At 48.0% G+C, this 15,979-nt stretch carries 13 protein-coding genes; 11 read left to right on the top strand and 2 right to left on the bottom strand.

Annotated elements, in window-relative coordinates:
* Window positions 1-3: 3 nt before the first annotated feature.
* Window positions 4-1,692 carry a 2-isopropylmalate synthase gene (locus AC55FS_RS15910; RefSeq protein ID WP_496933244.1) on the bottom strand — a complete coding sequence of 563 codons (1,689 nt, stop codon included), beginning with the start codon at window positions 1,690-1,692 and terminating at the stop codon, window positions 4-6.
* A 296-nt stretch (window positions 1,693-1,988) separates the two neighbouring features.
* Between AC55FS_RS15910 and AC55FS_RS15905 the strand changes: the two genes are divergently transcribed.
* The 7 genes from AC55FS_RS15905 (at window position 1,989) to AC55FS_RS15875 (ending at window position 7,710) form a co-directional block, all read left to right on the top strand.
* Complete coding sequence (locus AC55FS_RS15905; protein ID WP_496933243.1) at window positions 1,989-2,471, top strand: Lrp/AsnC family transcriptional regulator; 483 nt, start codon at window positions 1,989-1,991, stop codon at window positions 2,469-2,471.
* A 315-nt stretch (window positions 2,472-2,786) separates the two neighbouring features.
* Window positions 2,787-3,677, top strand: a complete 891-nt coding sequence (locus AC55FS_RS15900; RefSeq protein ID WP_496933242.1) for a bile acid:sodium symporter family protein — start codon at window positions 2,787-2,789, stop codon at window positions 3,675-3,677.
* A complete protein-coding gene (locus tag AC55FS_RS15895) occupies window positions 3,674-5,293 on the top strand; it encodes a sensor histidine kinase (protein WP_496933241.1) in 1,620 nt (539 codons plus the stop codon). The genes AC55FS_RS15900 and AC55FS_RS15895 overlap by 4 nt, the downstream gene beginning before the upstream one ends.
* Before the next feature lie 201 nt (window positions 5,294-5,494).
* A complete protein-coding gene (locus tag AC55FS_RS15890; RefSeq protein ID WP_496933240.1) occupies window positions 5,495-5,728 on the top strand; it encodes a hypothetical protein in 234 nt (77 codons plus the stop codon).
* 77 nt (window positions 5,729-5,805) lie between these two features.
* A complete protein-coding gene (locus AC55FS_RS15885; RefSeq protein WP_496933239.1) occupies window positions 5,806-6,486 on the top strand; it encodes an alpha/beta fold hydrolase in 681 nt (226 codons plus the stop codon).
* Between the two features lie 110 nt (window positions 6,487-6,596).
* Window positions 6,597-6,908, top strand: a complete 312-nt coding sequence (locus tag AC55FS_RS15880; protein ID WP_496933238.1) for a hypothetical protein — start codon at window positions 6,597-6,599, stop codon at window positions 6,906-6,908.
* A 442-nt stretch (window positions 6,909-7,350) separates the two neighbouring features.
* Window positions 7,351-7,710 carry a translation initiation factor Sui1 gene (locus AC55FS_RS15875; protein WP_496933237.1) on the top strand — a complete coding sequence of 120 codons (360 nt, stop codon included), beginning with the start codon at window positions 7,351-7,353 and terminating at the stop codon, window positions 7,708-7,710.
* Window positions 7,711-7,717: 7 nt separating this feature from the next.
* Here the strand turns inward: AC55FS_RS15875 and AC55FS_RS15870 are convergent, their stop codons facing one another.
* Window positions 7,718-8,128 carry an acyl-CoA thioesterase gene (locus tag AC55FS_RS15870; protein WP_496933236.1) on the bottom strand — a complete coding sequence of 137 codons (411 nt, stop codon included), beginning with the start codon at window positions 8,126-8,128 and terminating at the stop codon, window positions 7,718-7,720.
* A gap of 234 nt (window positions 8,129-8,362) precedes the next feature.
* On the opposite strand from AC55FS_RS15870, the gene tadA reads away from it, so the two are divergent.
* From tadA to AC55FS_RS15850, 4 genes are all read left to right on the top strand, one after another.
* On the top strand, window positions 8,363-8,818 hold the full coding sequence (gene tadA / locus AC55FS_RS15865; RefSeq protein ID WP_496935980.1) for a tRNA adenosine(34) deaminase TadA: 456 nt from the start codon (window positions 8,363-8,365) through the stop codon (window positions 8,816-8,818).
* Between the two features lie 677 nt (window positions 8,819-9,495).
* Window positions 9,496-13,098: a DUF6531 domain-containing protein gene (locus tag AC55FS_RS15860; protein ID WP_496933235.1), complete on the top strand. Its 3,603-nt coding sequence runs from the start codon at window positions 9,496-9,498 to the stop codon at window positions 13,096-13,098.
* Window positions 13,099-13,117: 19 nt separating this feature from the next.
* A complete protein-coding gene (locus AC55FS_RS15855) occupies window positions 13,118-13,900 on the top strand; it encodes an RHS repeat-associated core domain-containing protein (protein WP_496933234.1) in 783 nt (260 codons plus the stop codon).
* Between the two features lie 1,023 nt (window positions 13,901-14,923).
* Window positions 14,924-15,253: a hypothetical protein gene (locus tag AC55FS_RS15850; RefSeq protein ID WP_496933233.1), complete on the top strand. Its 330-nt coding sequence runs from the start codon at window positions 14,924-14,926 to the stop codon at window positions 15,251-15,253.
* Window positions 15,254-15,979 lie beyond the last annotated feature (726 nt).

The raw sequence follows: 15,979 nt of genomic DNA, 5'->3' as shown, positions 1-15,979 counted from the left end.
TCATTATCTATTGACCGCCTGATTAACGGCGCGCAATATCGCTTGCAGTGACGCTGCTAGGGTGTCTTGATCCTTGGCCACGCCGCACGCTCGGGTGCCGCGCACACTGACTTGCACCATGGCGATGGCGGCGGCATCTGAGCCTGTTTCAGTGGCTTGCTCATCAAACTGAAGCACCTGAATATCAATGCCTGTAGCCTTGTGGATGGCATCGGCAAAGGCACTGATGGCGCCACTGCCCTGACCATGCACCAGCAACATGTCGTTATGATCGCTAACCGACGCCTGAATATGGTGCTGACTGCCTTGGCGATCGACTTGATAACCTGCCAAGTGGAAGCGACCATCGCGTGGCATAAAGTGCTCGCGGAACAAGTTCAGCACCTGGTTGGCCTCTAACTCGCCTTGTTGACGCTCGGCCAGCTGTTGTACCGGTGCTGCCAGTTCCACTTGCAGCCAGCGCGGCAATTCGATGCCCAGCTGTTGCTCCAATAAGTAGGCAGCGCCGCCTTTGCCCGACTGGCTGTTAACACGAATCACAGATTGGTAAGTGCGGCCTAAATCCTGTGGGTCGATGGGCAAATAGGCAACATCCCAAGGTTCGTCGTCTTCTTGTTGGGCCAAGCACTTGCGAATGGCGTCCTGGTGGCTGCCAGAGAATGCGGTATACACCAGCTCGCCCACCCAAGGATGGCGCGGATGGGTTTTTATGCGAGTACAAGCTTCTACCGTGGCGATAATGTCGTCCGGGGCATGCAGGTCGAGCTGTGGATCTATGCCTTGGCTGTACAGGTTCATGGCCATGGTGACTATGTCCATATTGCCGGTACGCTCGCCGTTGCCTAATAAGGTACCTTCTATGCGGTCTGCCCCAGCCAATAACGCCATTTCAGCTGCCGCCACGGCACAGCCTCGATCATTATGGGTGTGAATGCTGATGGTCAGGCTGTCGCGTTGAATCACGCGCTCACAAAACCATTCCACCATATCGGCAAAGGCATTGGGCAAGCAGGCTTCGACGGTGGCGGGCAGGTTAATAATGACTTTGTTATCGGGTTTGGGTTGCCAGATGTCGATCACTTGGTTGCAGACGTCAACGGCAAACTCCACCTCAGTGGTTGAAAAGCTTTCCGGCGAGTACTGAAACACCCATTCCGTCGTTGGATAGCGTTGCGCCTCGGCTTTTACCTTGCGCGCACCTTTGGTGGCGATATCGATAATACCGTCTTTATCAAGACCAAATACGCGCTGACGCTGCACCGGTGAGGTGGAGTTGTATAAGTGCACGATGGCGCGACGGGCACCTTGCAAGGATTCAAAGGTGCGCTCAATCAGTTCATCACGCGCTTGCACCAATACTTGAATGGTGACGTCTTCGGGAATCTGATTAGCCTCAATCAGCCAGCGGACAAAATCGTAGTCGGGCTGAGAGGCGGCCGGAAATCCAACTTCAATCTGTTTAAACCCCAGGTCCAGTAGCAAGTGCCACAGCTGCTGCTTTTGCTCAACCGTCATCGGCTCGATCAGAGCCTGGTTGCCATCTCGCAGATCCACCGAGCACCACTGAGGTGCGATTTCAATCTGCTGGTTGGGCCAGCGGCGGTCAGTTTTTTCAATCGCGGCGAAGCGCTGATAGCGGCGATGATCAAAACGCGCGGCACTGGATTGTGGCCGGGTCACCTGGGTGTTCATGTCTATGTCCTTGATGGTGGCAGTTTCATGGTGTTAATGACCGGATAAGTCATGGCTGCGATGAGCTCGGGTAGAGCGTTTCACCCGGCAGCGGCGGGTAGGGCGACCTTGTGAGTCAGTATGGATACTGTAGCGAAACGGCTGCGCTATTAGTTTGCCAATTCACCAGCAATGTGGTGTCGATGTGGTGATCTGTGCTCAATATTCTATTAATGTTGAAATTATTGACCTTCGTCGTGTTCTGCTGTGCAACCTTTGCTATGGTTGCTGCCCAGATCACTCAGGATGTTAACGTTATGGCCAAGCTGGCTGAGTTGCCCAAATTGGATCGTACCGATCGCCGCATTCTCGACTGTCTACAACAGGACGGCAGTCTGACCAACTTACAGCTGGCGGATCGCATTGGTTTGTCACCGTCGCCCTGTTCTCGGCGGGTTAAAGCGCTGCAAGACTGTGGCCTGATTGAGGGCTATCGTGCGCATTTAAATGCCCGGTTATTGGGCCTGGATCTCATGGCGCTGGTGCATATCAGCATGGACCGCCACACCCCGGAGCGGTTTGAGCAGTTTGAGCAAACCGTGACGCGCTGCGCCAATGTGCTGGAGTGTTACCTGATTACCGGGCAATCGGCCGACTATGTGCTCAAGGTATTGGTGGCAGATATGGACGCCTATCAAGAGCTATTGTTGGGCACTTTGACGCGCATCGAGGGCGTGAGCGGCGTGCATTCGAGTTTTGTTATGCGCCGCATCCTTGATCGCTCAGCATTACCGCTTTAAGGAGGTGCTATGTCGGTGGTATTCAATCTGCGGTTATTGCGGCTGGCACTTTGATCGCTCTGCATTGCCGCTTTGAGGAGGTGCTATGTCGGTATTGTTTGGACAGTGTGGTTATTGCCGTCGTCTCTTCCTTGATCGCTCTGGACTGCCGCTATAGAAGGAGAAACTATGTCGGTGATATTCAATCTGCGGTTACTGCGGCTGGTGGGACCGTCTTGCATTGGCCCTATTAAGGATAAGTTATGTCGGTGTTGTTTAGTCTGCGGTTATTTCGGCTTGCTGGATCGTCCTGCATTGCTGCTATAAGGAGAAGCTATGTCGGTGTTGTTTAGTCAGTGGCTGTTGCCGCTGGCACTGGCCAGCATGATGTTGATTATGGGCTTGTCGCTGACACCTAAGCATTTTGTCCAGCTGATGCATCGCCCTTTGCAAGTGGTGTTGGGGCTGGCATTGCAATGGCTGTTATTGCCGTTGTTGGCCGTAGCCTGGATTAGCTGGCTAGCGTTGCCGCCCAGCCTGGCTTTGGGGTTAATCTTGTTGGCGGCCTGCCCGGGTGGGGCGACCTCGAACATTATCAGTCACCTAAGCGGCGGAGATGGAGCTTTGTCCGTCACCCTCACCGGCATTGTAAGCCTGTTGGCGCCCATCACTATTCCACTGTCTGTGGCAGCACAGTTAGCGCTACTCGATCAGTCAGGTGTAGTTCTACAGCTGTCGTGGTGGCACACCGCTGGCCAGTTATTATTAATCACCGCCTTGCCGCTGGTGCTAGGAATGTGGATGGCGCATCGCTCGCCGATGAGAGTAAGTCGCCATCTCGCGGCTCTCAATCGCGGCGCATTGCTACTGTTTATGTTGCTGGTGCTTGCCATGACTTTGGCCAACCTATCGCGTTTACCCGAGCTGTGGTCGCAAATAACCTTGGCCTGTTTGGGCTTGTGTATCTCGGCCATGCTGCTGACCCGCATCTTATGTCAGCCTTGCTCTGCCAGCACCCGCACAACCCTGATGATCGAGGTGGGCATCCAAAATGCTGGAACGGCTATGGTACTGGCGCTGACATTATTACAGCGTCCCGAGCTGGCGTTAGTGGCCTTGTTTTATGGAATCCTAATGAATGCCCCGGCGCTGCTGATGATTGCGCGTCAGCAGTGGCAGCAGGCTAGCTATACTCATGTATCAACCGGCACGGAGAAAGGCTTTTGAGTACGCGTGTACGCTCCATTGAGAAACGTCTGACTCTCTATGTGATTCTGTTCAGCGTCTCTTTTGGCCTGATTTTCAGCGCTGTGCAAATCAGCTACGACTATCTATCTGAAAGTGAGCGTTTTGAGCAGGCCACCAATGAGGTACTCAAACGCCAAAGCGGGCCTTCGGCGTTGGGGCTCTACAACTACGACAGTGGTGCCCTGCAAAGCCTGATTTCGGCCTTGCTGCTTAACCAGGGCATAGTGGCCGCGTCTGTGGTTGAGGCTGATACCCAGTTTCAGGTTCGTGCTGGATTGGCCGCCGATGAGCTGGTCGCACAAAAGCAGCATATGCAATCTTATATTCTGGAGTTGCATGCACCGGAAGTCTTTTCCTCATCTGAACAAGTGATTGGCTATCTTACTGTGTGGGTCGACCAGCGTTTGATGCATCAGGGCTTTAACGCGCGGGCATCTCTAACCTTGTTGCTCGATTTGCTGCGCAATATTGTTTTGGCGGCGGTGCTGATTTTGGTGTTCCGTCAGCGTTTGACCGGGCCCATTCGGCGGTTGGCAGCGCGTATCATCGATATTGACCCTCAGGCACCGGTCACCGTGCCGCTGGCGGTAGAAGAACCACTGGAGCACAGTGAACTGGATGACCTGGTCGGCAAAATGAATCATCTGCTGGCGGCCATGGATGAAGAAATTCACCAGCGGCTGCAGGCAGAAACTCGGGTCCGCCAGTTAAACGAACAGTTGGAAGAAAAGGTTCGCGCCCGCACTCAGGCGCTGCACGATTCCAACAGCCAGCTGCGAACCAGCCTGGATGAACTGCAGCGCACTCAAGATTTATTGTTGCAGGCCCAGCGCATGGCATCTCTCGGTCATTTGGCGGCCGGTATGGCCCATGAAATTAACAACCCCGTCGCTGTGGTGTACAGCAATATCGCCACCCTAAGTGAATATCTGACTGAATTAATTAGCTTGGCTGATCAATATCAAAAAGCAGAGGGTGATATCACCAATCAGGTGATACGTGGTGCGTTACAAACCCTGCGCGACAATATTGATTTGGATTTTGTTCGCGAAGATGCACCCGATTTAATTCGTACCTCAAAACACAGCCTTGATCGGGTGCGCAATATTGTTAGCGAATTGAAGACCTTTGCTGCCAACGACAGCGGTGATAAGCACACCGAAGTGCTGGCCACCTTGGTGGATAATGCCCTCGATGATGTGCAGGTCGAGCATAAGGAGCTGGTACGTGTTATTCATCAACAGCACGGTGCTCCGGCGGTGCAGTGTTATCCCGATCAGTTGCGCATGGCCATCGCCAAAGTACTAATGAACGCCTATGAGGCTATGCCCGCTGGCGGTACCTTGGAAGTTGCTTATGATGTCGACGATCGATTTGCTAGCATAGTGGTGCACGACTCGGGTGTCGGCATGAGCAGTGAAGACATTAGCTGTGCAGTGAATCCATTTTTTACTCGTAAAGAGGTCGGCCAGGGTACAGGTATGGGCTTAACCGTGGCGTTTAATGTAATGAATAACCACGGTGGTGAGCTGGAAATTGATAGTACCCCAGGCAAGGGCACCAGTGTAACTTTAAGGTTGCCTAGGGCGGGGTAGTGTTGTTCCCTGGTGAGAATTTGGCCAGTCCGTAGTCATCGTCGGTTAGCTCATAGTGATAAAAATCCAGTTTAACAGGCGGTTTTTATTGTCACTATCCTGTCGGTAGATGCTTGATTTTAGAAGCATTGAGTCATTGCCAGTATTTGCTGGCATGTATCTCGGTTGTATTATCTGTATAAATGGTTTCTACGAGAAAAAATGATGGATTCTATAAAACTGACCAGAGAAGAAGCCTTTTGGGCTATGTATTCGTTCCTGGAAAGCTATTATTCTCAAACAAAATCTGACGATATTGGGGCTTTGTTAGGCAGTCTTTCTATGCTTGCTGATGGTGTCTGTGCCGATTCTGCTATGCAGGGCGATTGGAATAAGGCTGTCGAAAAAGCAATATCTGGTGGTGTTGATGCCAATTTTTTGGTGGTAAAGAGATAAAAAATGTATATGAGTTTCCAGCTAATATTGGTGTGATAGTGTTGTTGAAAGAGGTCTTTTGTGGGTGTTGTTAGCTGATGAAACTTATTTTTTTGCCGGGTATGGATGGTACCGGACTACTGTTTCAAGGACTCTTGCAACATATCCCAAAAACAATTGAAACTGACGTTATCTGCCTTAATGACACCCCTGGCATTAGCTACCGCGAGCAGGCCGAGCATATTGCAAGTGCTCTTGGGGACTCCAGCGTAGTGTTGGTGGCAGAGTCCTATTCTGGCAGGCTGGCTTATGAAGTTTGCCATATTCTTGGTTGTCAGATTCTGAAGGTGATTTATATCGCTAGCTTTGTATCCTGTCCTAGTCGACTGGCAAAGGGAGGTTCTATCTTGCCGGAAGTTCTTCTGAATCCGACGATGCTTCCGAATTGGTTGATACAGTTGTTATGTTTCTCGGGCGGCGCGACGGATGTTCAGCTGAAAAAGGTCCGTGATATTGTTGCAGGAGTGAACCCTGGTATTTTAAAGCAGCGGTTGAAAAACATTGCAGGCCTCCGCGAACCACAGTGTTGTCAGAATACAACGGCGGTATATATCCGACCTGCAGATGATCGTTTAGTCGGCATAGAAGCTGTTCATGTGCTGGAGAGAGTTTATCAGGACTTTACTGTTGAGCAGATTGAAGGTGGACACTTTATTGCCCAGACTGATCCCAAATCCTGTGCCAAAGTCATACTCAAAACCATTAGTACTAACCATTAGTACTTAGCGGGCCATCATTTGAGAAGACATTAACTATTACTCCTTGATGGCCCTTGTTCGGTTAGAATCCAATCGCTAAGCCCTTGGCGCTGTCAAATTTTAGGTGGATTATGGATGAAAATGAACTGGTTCTGCAGGTCGTTGTTGCTTTTGTTTCGATCCCATATTTATTGAAACACTGGTTTTCTATTGAGAAGGTCGCGACGGCAATGTTTGCTGTAGTCTTTTTTGTATTGCTATTACTCTTGTTTGTTGGCGCTGCTTTGGGAAGTGGAGGGGCGATTCCCGTTTCGTATCGAGAAGAACTTCCCGTTCTTTTCTATGTGGTGTTAAAATCAACAGCAGTGTGTTTTTGTATATTGCTCTTGGTTCGTGCTCGTGCCGATGAGCAGCAATTTGATCAGGAGGAAAACGCAGATTAATCCGTAAACTGGTGTGGGTTCTAACTTATGATGGATACCGTACTTTCGAGTATTCGCTTTAGAATATGTCTTGCCGTTTGATTGTATGAGATTTCCGATATCTTCTCCGATTCTAGAGCGATGTAACCCTCTGGGCAGTTTGAGTAGCATGCTTAAAGAGGGAAGTTTGAGAGCATTAGCGCCCTTTTCCGACATAATCGCCAGTCAACAAGCAAACCGCGAAAGCTAGATACTGGCAAGCTGTGCGATTACCGATGCTGAATGTGGTGACAGCTCATGGTAGTAAGCGGCTAACGCAAAGCGGCTTAGGTTCCGTGTACAAGGTATTGGTCGCCGATATACTGGCACTAGCAGCCTGTGCTGCGGTACTCATATCACCGAATATTGCGCATTTATCCTGAATCCAGTAGTTTTGCCGCGAATCACAGATAAGGCTTAAACCATGGCAAAAAAATCTTTATCGGGCGGACTGGTATACTCCACCGAATTTGGTCGAGCCTGCCCTGGCTGCCAGCAGCCCGTTGATCAATGCCAGTGTCAGGAGGACAGTGCGCCTGAAGGGGATGGCATCGTGCGTTTGCATCGTGAAAGCAAGGGTCGCGGTGGCAAGGTCATGACCTTGGTGACTGGTGTGCCTTTGGTAGGGGCAGAACTTAAAACCCTGGCCAAAGAGCTGAAAAAGAAGTGCGGCGTAGGCGGTGCCCTGAAAGACGGGGTGATCGAAATTCAGGGCGATCAACGCGATTTGTTACTGGCAGAGCTGAGCAAGCGTGGCTTTACCGTAAAAAAAGCGGGCGGCTAAGCAGTGCTTATGCCGGGCGTAGATGCTCGCTGAGCTGCTGGCGAATGGTATCGGACAGCGCCTTAGAAGCTTTTTTGTCGTGGTCATAATGCACCATAACAGCATGGCCACGTGCGCCTAACTTGTTATTCTGCCAAGCCTCTTGATAGATCACGAAGGACGTATTGCCGATCTTTTCAATCCAGGTACGAACTTCAATTTCGCTGCCGTAAAACAACTCTCCAACAAACTCGACATCAATCTTGGCAATAATGAGATGCCAGTTGTTGGGGTTAAGATCAGGGGTGAAGAAGCGAAAGATCGGGGTTCTAGCTTGCTCAAACCATACCGGCAGCACGGTATTGTTGATGTGTCCCAGAGCGTCGGTTTCGGCAAATCTGGGTTCTATGGTCTGGCTCCACATGGAATCTTCTCTCATGATTTAGTCTGAGTGCATAATGGCATACTGTCGCGATCTGGCAAACCTGGGCACAGCCCGCATGATGGTTAGACTATTTGCTAGCGGCAATGCACTGGGGCTGACATCATGTCTAGTGCAGGTTGCAGCGCTCGAGCTCAATAGATGGATGATGGTGGGGTTGAAGCCGCCTGATGTTAGGAGAAATACGTGAACGACCCGCAAATCAAGGCCACAGCTACTTATGAAACCTATATGCAGGCCGCCTTGGCACAGGCGCAACTGGCCTTTGATGCTGGTGAAGTGCCCGTCGGCGCCGTGGTGGTGATAGATGGCCAGATTGTTGGCCGTGGTTACAATCAGCCGATTACTAGCCTTGATCCCAGTGCTCATGCCGAAATGCAGGCGTTAAGAGACGCTGCTGGCAATATTGGCAATTATCGTCTGCCTGGCGCCACTTTATACGTCACGGTTGAACCTTGCACCATGTGCACTGGGCTTCTGATTCATAGCCGTATTAATCGTTTAGTGTACGGCGCCCGCGAGCCCAAGGCCGGCGCTATCGACAGTGCCCTGCAGTTACTTCAGCAGCCTTGTTACAACCATCAAATCGAAGTAGTGGGTGGTGTCTTGGCCGATGATTGCTCGACCATTATGAGCGAGTTTTTTCAGTTGCGTCGCGAAGCGAAGAAGCGGCTTAAAAAGAGTTGAATCTGAATCCCGCAGGATACTTGTAGATAACTTTGTCCTGTCAGTTGCCTTTCGTTTTATTCCGACAATTCCTTGTCTTTATCCCTTTGAGTGCCGTCGTTCAGGGCTAGTCTTTTGTGCTTTTGAGAGAAAGATTGTTTCCGCACGATCAAGCTCGTATCGAGACGATTAATAAGCGTTAGTACCTTGTTACCAGTACCCTTGGGTTAGTGCATGGCGCTCAATGACTAATTCGATATTATTATTTTATTAACGGCATCATTGATGTTATTAAGCTTTCTATTAATATGCTCGACCATTCTTGCAGGAAGCGGGATTCAAAGATGAAATGAATAAAACCATCAAGGATGAACAGTGGTTAATATGAGAATTCTGTTGCTGATGCAGCAAGGCATCAATTGATCTTTCTTCTCCATTATCGTTTGCAAAATGCCATCTTTCCAATATGGACGTTGCCAAGGATGTAGAGCTTTTACACGGCGTTGTGGAATGTTCTTTTAATATTCCAGAGTCCCTCCAGTGGACTCACGGTCAAAGCAACGAAGCCAGTTATTTACTCTATTTACTGGTTAAAGAAGTAACTATAAACCAATCGACTTTCCGATCAAGAACAGATTTTCGGTTTTATAGCCGACATTAATTTTTTCGATCTTCTAATATAAGGACAAGGAGAAGTTATGCGCGCGCCTTATAGATCTAAACTCAGTGGTATTTCGCTGTTTTTAGCTCTAACCCAATTTTTTACGACACAGCAAGCGATGGCAGCTTGTGATTTTAGCAACCTCACAGCATCGCCTGATGAGGGCTATGCCCTTTGCTGGCTTAATTGCCGAGCACAAATTCCAGCGTCGATGAGCTGTCACTCGACCTATACCGATAACGTGTTTTGTCCAACTCACTGCGCAGATGCCAAGCAACCGTCATGCGATGATGACGGCAACACCGACTCGGCGGTAGGCAACCCCATCGACCTATCGACTGGTGCCAAAATCCACTCGGAAATGGACTATCAAGGACCAGGCGAATACCCGCTTGAAATTAAGCGCTATTACAGCAGTCACCGAAATATGCCATCCAGCAATATGGGTGAAAAATGGCAAGGGCTGTCGTCCTATAATATCAAGAGCATTAATAACAAGCTATCCGGTGACGTTTACACCGTAATCCGACCGAGTGGTGAACGACTACAGTATACCTGGACGCCCAATGGTGGCGGAAAAACCACACCGCTTAAGTCCTCAACAACCGCAACCTTAACTCTGTATACCTACAATGTTGATGGCATACCACATATCTGGTCGTTGGCGTTCAAGGATGGCTCGGAAGAGGTCTATGAGTTTGATTTAAACAAGTTTGCGTCTGACAAAAACTACAGTTCAAAAATACTGTGGCGCAGATCATCCATCGGGCTTCGTCACTTCTATTCATATGACGATCAGGGTCGATTGAATACCATCAAAGACGACGCAAACCGTATGCTTACTTACACATACTATGAGGATGGTTCTGATCGAATTCGATCTATTGAAGTACCGGGCAATAGACTCTACCAATATGGATACGACGCAGCTGGCAATCTCAGTTCGGTCACTTTCCCTGATAAAACAGTTAAAACCTACCATTATGAAGATGTTAACTACCCGAATCATTTAACAGGAATCAGTGACGAAAACAGCGAACGTTATGCTATCTATGCCTACGATAGTGAAGGTCGTGCTGTATCCACCGAACATGCTGGTGGAGTGGGTAAGGTAGAGGTGGTTAGTTACGGCAACGATGTACGCGTCAAAAATGCTGCTGGCAAAGAATCCGTGTACCACTTCAAAAACGTCGGCAAAAAAGACAGCCTTATGCGCTTGCTGACCGGTGTTGACGGCGAGTCTAGCAGCAACTGCGTTGCCTCAAATACCACTGTAAGCTATGAAAATGGTCGTAAGGATATCGTCAAAGACGGACGAGATCTGTATACCGACTACGACCGTGATGCTAAAGGTCGGGTCGTTAAAAAGACTGAAGCTTTAAAAATGTTCAATGGCTCTTTGGTGGCTACGGAAGATACCCGTGTTACAGAGATCAAGTGGACATCGGTTGGCCGAGTGAAAGAAATCAAGGTGCCTGGAAAAACGACCATCTTTACTTATGAAAATAAACGAATAAAAACGAAAACCGATGTAGATACCAGTACGTTCACAGAGCCTTATAGCACACAAGGAACTTCCCGAACCTGGACGTTTGATTATACTTTCCATGGTACCGGTAATAAGCTGTTGAAGACCTTAACCATCGACGGACCGCGTTCCGTAAACGACATCACACAACAGCATTTTGATACCAACGGGTATCTGGTGAAAACGACCAGCTGGGTAAATGAAACCGACAAGCTGGAAACTAGCTACAGCAATCATACGGCGGATGGACTGCCACAAACCATCGTTGACCCCAATGGTGTTGTGACTAAGTTAACCTACACCGTTAGAGGTTGGCTTGATACTAAAACAGTTCAAACAGCCCAAGGCGATGCACGTACCGACTATGATTACGATGATGTTGGTCAAGTAACTAAGATTACCTTGCCAAATGGCGTTGAAATTAACTACGACTATGACTCTGCACATCGTTTAACAGACATTTTCACCAGTACGGGCGAGCGGACAACCTATGAGCTAGATGCCTTCGGCAACCAGACCGTAGTGCGTGTTATTAACAGCTCCAATGAAGTACGCCGCTTACAGAACCAACAGTTTGATGATTTGGGCCGCTTATGGAAAGTCATTGGCCTAGACGCGCAAGAGCTCCAGGTAAACGGTTACGATGAAAACGGCAATTTAACCACCATAACCAATCAAAAACTCAAGAATGTGGTTCAGGCATTTGATGGCTTAAACCGACTAGAAAAAATCACCGACCGTGAACAAGGGATTGTTGAGTTCACTTATGACGGTCAGGACAATTTGATATCCGTCAAAGACCAAAAAAATCTGATCACAAACTATGTGGTCGATGGTTTTGGTCGACGAATTCAAACGAACAGCCCTGATACTGGAATTACGCAATATCGTTATGATTTAGCCGATAACTTGGAGCAGGAAGTCGATGCGCGCAATGTCGTCATTGGCTACAGCTACGATGCGCTGAGTCGCGTTAAGACGGTATCCTACCCAGCCAACCCCGAACTGAATGTGACCTATCACTATGACGAACAAAATTCTGATGGTATTGCCAGTTATGGTAAGGGACAGCTCACCAGCATTATAGAGGCTAGCGGCACTCGTTTAACATTCGTGTATAACGAATTGGGCTTAGTGGTGCGCGATACTCGGACTATCAGCGGTCAAACCTACACCACCGCTTATCAGCATGATCTGGCAGGGGCCTTGACGGGCATGACCTATCCCAGTGGTCGAGAAGTGAGTTACCTGCTTAATGAACAGGGCTTGATCGAAACGCTACGTACAAGAAAATCAAATAGCGAATCTTGGACCAATTTGGTCAGTAATGTCGTCTATGAACCCTTTGGACCAATTAAATCGTTTACCTATGGTAACGGCTTGACCCAAACCAACGAGTACAATTTGCATTACCGTCCAGATACCCTGCTGGCAAAAGATGGTACAACACCCATCCACGGCATTGACCTTGGATTTGGTCTAAATGGCGATATTGAATCTCTGAATAATCTGGTCAATCCATCCTTAAATCAAACGTTCGTGTATGACGATAACCAACGTTTGGACTTGGCAAGCGGAGGTTATGGTCAATTGGACTATGAATACGATGGCGTGGGCAATCGAACGGATCGTATGGTCAGTGGTGCTGGTGACCATTTCAGCGAAACCTATGCTTACCCAAGTACAAGCCATCGTTTGCAGAGTGTCAATGCTAGTGGCCACAGTGGCCAGAACAGGGCATTTAGCTACAGTGATGCGGGCAATATGACCAGCGATGGAAAACACACCTTTATCTATAACGAACAGAATCGTCTTGTTCGTATTGAGCAAGGTTCTGAAAGGATTGCCTCGTTTGTTTATAACCCGCTAGGCCAGCGCATTCAGAAATCAACGGCAAACAATATTACTCACTTTCATTATGACAAAGATAATCTGCTGTTAGCTGAGAGCAAGGGCGATGGAAGCCCAATTAGAGATTACATTTATCTCAACAATCAACTGATTGCCATGATCGATGTTGAACCAGCGACCACAGAGTCTCAAGACCAGCCACCCAGAGTGAATAGCCGGCGTATTGGCAGCAATCTCGACGATAAAGCGGTCGTTAATTGATCAAGGGAGTTTAAAGGCAATGAGATTGAAGAATATATTTAAAAAGCTAGCGGCTACTAGTGCATTGTTAGTGGCCGTTGTATCAGGCAGTGCAATCGCGGAAGAGGTGTATTACGTTCATTCCGATCACCTAAATGCACCTATGGTGGTCACAGACCAAGCCAAGCGGGTTGTTTGGCAGGGAAATCGCCAACCTTTTGGCAAAACTGAAGTCGTAGTTAATACTGTATCGCAGCCCATCCGTTTCCCGGGGCAATACGAAGATGTTGAAACAGGCTTGCATTATAATTTGATGCGAGACTATGACCCCAATACCGGACGGTATCTGCAGAGTGATCCGCTAGGTGTGTACGATGGACCAAATACGTACACTTACGTGTACGGTAACCCGCTGTCCTACACAGACCCGACTGGTGAATTTGGTGTTCCTGGTGCAGTTGGCGGTGGTGCGTTCAACTTTTTATTACAGCTATCAACGAATCTTTATTTGACTAATGGTGATATAGGTAGGTCGTTTCGGTGTATAAATTTAACAGATGTTTTGGTGTCAGCTGCAGTGGGGGCTGTTGCACCGTCGCTATTCTCTAATGTGATTTTAGGTAAGGCAGGGCCAGCTGGTTTGACGCGAGGTCAAAATGCATACATATATCTAACCAAAGCTGTTCCAGTCGGGTTTTCCTTGAAAAAAGGGGCACCTGATGTTCGACCTTCTGATTTTGTCGGTGATGGTTGTGGAGATGGCGATAACGATGACTGTAGCAATTTAAAACTTACGAATACACTAAGTAAGATTATTCAGTGATGAGTGTTGTGCTGATATGAGAAGTCTAATAGTGTTGTGCATAGCATTGAATATCTTAGGTGTTTTTTTCAGCGCATTTTATTGGAAAAGGAATCCAAGATTACGTCCATTGCCTATTATCTTTACTACTGTTTCTGGTTTTATCTATGCTGTATCAAATCCTGCAGTAGTTGGTTTTCTGGAGATTGTAAAAATTATTGGAATTTCTATACTAATTGGAATTGGCTTTTATTTTTCCGTCTGGATTCAATGCAAAGACTAGGTGTATAGTAGGCTATACGGTAGGTCTGGTGTTATTTGTATTGCCTGTAGGGGCGTGGATTACCGAACACGTAGGTGTAAGTGTTCGGTCCACCTTAAATCTCATTGGGACCACTTTGAATATACCTTCCTGTACTCGGGTCGGTATGTTCAACCCATTACGATCCCCACCGTTCTTTTTAAAAATCAGACATTCATCGAACCTAAGCTGTCACGCTTGTGGCAGCCCGCTTCGCAGCGGCTAGGCTGATATCAATCGCTGCAGTGCAGGAGTACCGTTCTGCCCAAGCCCAGAAAAAAGACTAATACAGACAGGTCATAAGAAGAAAGTTTTTTAAATTATGGTTTTGGTGGAATTGGTATCTTTGATAAGGTGGGTATTGCTGGGAGTTCAGTCAGATGAGCCTATCTCTAGTGTTGCCGCTACAGGTATTGTGGCTGACGGAAACTTTGGTAAGGACCTTGCGGGTGGGGTGTCAGCAGCTACTAAGGGTGCAAATGTCTTGAAGATAGAAGACTGGCCGAAGCCTATGCAAGTATGGACGAAACCATAGTGCTCAGAGTAGGACCTGGTTTTGGGTTACCCTGAAATTGATAAATCCAACAAATTCCCATGTTTTAGAGTTTTGAAATCTAATGCTAATATCAAGAACTCCATGACTGGGAAAGTCCATTTTTTGAAAATCAAACACCAAAGTGGTTGCCCCTGATGATATGGTTAAGGAATTTATGGGGTAAAAGGAACTTAAAGAGTAGTGCTTAATGGTAATTGTTGAATTTGTCTATTGGGTTCTGTTGGTGGTTTTGTTATTTAAGTTGGTATCTAATTTATTGATACCGGTGGCTCTATGGAATAAGAAAGTTATTGATCCTATTACGGGAGAAACAGGAGGGGTTTCCTTCTCTCCTATCATCGAAATTTTCATAACTCTGCTTGCATTGTTGGTGGTTTATTTTATAGATGGTGAAGGTACTTTTTATTCTATAGAGGTTACTTTATATATCTTTGTTGGTGGCACTTTACTTTCTTATATGGTGGCTCTTATTGGCGTCATGTTGGTAGGTTGGCTGCGCTCGAATAAGATTGATTAATAGTGCCGGTAAATCCATAAAACGGAAACCCGACCATGGTTGTCACACTCGTGGCAGCCTGCTTCGCAGCGGCTAGGCTGATAACAGTCGCTGCAGAGCAGGAGTGTCATTCTGCCCAAGCCAAGATCTAGCTTCGATCGATGCTACATCGCATTATCACTGCGTAGTACGCTGTGTACGGTGCGCTTTCTGTGTCGCACTGATTATATGAACGGCCAATGGCATGAACACCGTTGTGTCTGGATAGAAGGCAATTTGCTATCTTTGCCGTAAGTGTTTGCCGGTGACGTAGTAGTCATACCACTGGTGATCTCGATTCCAGCCAATATCGAGATTAGGCCGTCAGTTTATTTATTAATTGGCGGTACGCAACCATTGTGAGTCCTATGTTCGTTCACTTGCCTACATCCCTGCGGTATAGCCTGGTTGCCAACCCAGGAAGCCTGTTAAGGCGCGGAAAACCTAGGCGCAAGACCGCGCTTAGAGCAGAAGGTGGATGGCTCGTTTGTGTTCGTTTGTGTTCGTTTGATCGGGTCCGTGTTCGAGAGGCTTTTAAAGGCATACCTGCATTTTGCCTGACAAACCCTATATCCTAAAAATCTTCAGAAATGCAGGCTTTGGAAAAAATAAGGTCCAAATAGAGCCTAGAGCATGGAGGTTGACGATTTTTCGACTTTCTAGTTGGATACGGCGAGTTCAGGTAAAAGTCAGAGGTGCCCTAACACC

The sequence above is a fragment of the Bacterioplanes sp. CLAM21 genome, assembly GCF_059641015.1.
The sequence above is the reverse complement of the archived record's forward strand: the minus strand, read 5'-3'. Positions and strand labels throughout refer to the sequence as shown.

Bases quoted from the DNA above. Each gene is read 5' to 3' on its own strand.
- AC55FS_RS15910 (WP_496933244.1), bottom strand. From the start codon at position 1,692: ATGAACACCCAGGTGACCCGGCCACAATCCAGTGCCGCGCGTTTTGAT.
- AC55FS_RS15905 (WP_496933243.1), top strand. From the start codon at position 1,989: ATGGCCAAGCTGGCTGAGTTGCCCAAATTGGATCGTACCGATCGCCGC.
- AC55FS_RS15900 (WP_496933242.1), top strand. From the start codon at position 2,787: ATGTCGGTGTTGTTTAGTCAGTGGCTGTTGCCGCTGGCACTGGCCAGC.
- AC55FS_RS15890 (WP_496933240.1), top strand. From the start codon at position 5,495: ATGATGGATTCTATAAAACTGACCAGAGAAGAAGCCTTTTGGGCTATG.
- AC55FS_RS15885 (WP_496933239.1), top strand. From the start codon at position 5,806: ATGAAACTTATTTTTTTGCCGGGTATGGATGGTACCGGACTACTGTTT.
- AC55FS_RS15880 (WP_496933238.1), top strand. From the start codon at position 6,597: ATGGATGAAAATGAACTGGTTCTGCAGGTCGTTGTTGCTTTTGTTTCG.
- AC55FS_RS15875 (WP_496933237.1), top strand. From the start codon at position 7,351: ATGGCAAAAAAATCTTTATCGGGCGGACTGGTATACTCCACCGAATTT.
- AC55FS_RS15870 (WP_496933236.1), bottom strand. From the start codon at position 8,128: ATGAGAGAAGATTCCATGTGGAGCCAGACCATAGAACCCAGATTTGCC.
- tadA (WP_496935980.1), top strand. From the start codon at position 8,363: ATGCAGGCCGCCTTGGCACAGGCGCAACTGGCCTTTGATGCTGGTGAA.
- AC55FS_RS15860 (WP_496933235.1), top strand. From the start codon at position 9,496: ATGCGCGCGCCTTATAGATCTAAACTCAGTGGTATTTCGCTGTTTTTA.
- AC55FS_RS15855 (WP_496933234.1), top strand. From the start codon at position 13,118: ATGAGATTGAAGAATATATTTAAAAAGCTAGCGGCTACTAGTGCATTG.
- AC55FS_RS15850 (WP_496933233.1), top strand. From the start codon at position 14,924: ATGGTAATTGTTGAATTTGTCTATTGGGTTCTGTTGGTGGTTTTGTTA.